At 31.5% G+C, this 721-nt stretch carries 1 protein-coding gene; it reads right to left on the bottom strand.

The features are described from left to right. Window positions 1-721 (bottom strand): ACT domain-containing protein (locus tag ACVC2P_RS03675; protein ID WP_452597137.1); only part of this gene is annotated, 721 nt, incomplete at both ends.

Genomic DNA, 721 nt, shown 5'->3' with positions numbered 1-721 from the left:
CTACAATTTTTAAATTTATTTTATGTGTTTTATTTAAGTACTCGTTTTGCTGTTCTATTTGGTCTATTAGTTTTTCACCTACATTACCAACACCAATAATAAATAAATTAAGGTGTTTTATATTGCCTTCAAAAAAGCGTTCATGCAACGTATTTAATGCTTTTTTTACATCCTTTTCTGCTATTACTGCAGATATGTTACGTTCTGATGCGCCTTGGGCTATAGCTCTTATATTAATATTATTTCTACCTAATGTACTAAACATTTTGCCACTAATACCTTGGTGACTTTTCATTTTATCTCCAACAAGAGCAATAATAGAAAGGTTACTTTCTACTTCTATTGGGTTTATTTTATGTGTCGCTATTTCGTATTCAAAAACATTGTTAATTGCAATTTCTGCGACCTTTGCATCTTTATCGTCTATACCAAAGCATATAGAATGTTCGGAGGAAGCTTGTGTTATTAAAATAATATTAATCTCTTTTTGCGCTAATGTTTCAAATAAACGTTTAGAGAACCCAGGGACACCTACCATGCCATTGCCTTGTAAGGTTAGTAAAGCGATATTGTTAATATTAGTAATTCCTGTTGCTGTTGCTATTTTTTTATCTGGATTGCTACTAATAATAGTACCAGCCGCCTCAGGCTCTAAAGTGTTTTTTATATGAATAGGAATTTGCAAATTTAAAACTGGTTGTATTGTTGGAGGGTATAGTAC

It is taken from the genome of Pontimicrobium sp. MEBiC01747 (assembly GCF_053601635.1).
Note: the sequence above shows the minus strand (reverse complement) of the source record. Positions and strands in the feature narration are given on the sequence as shown.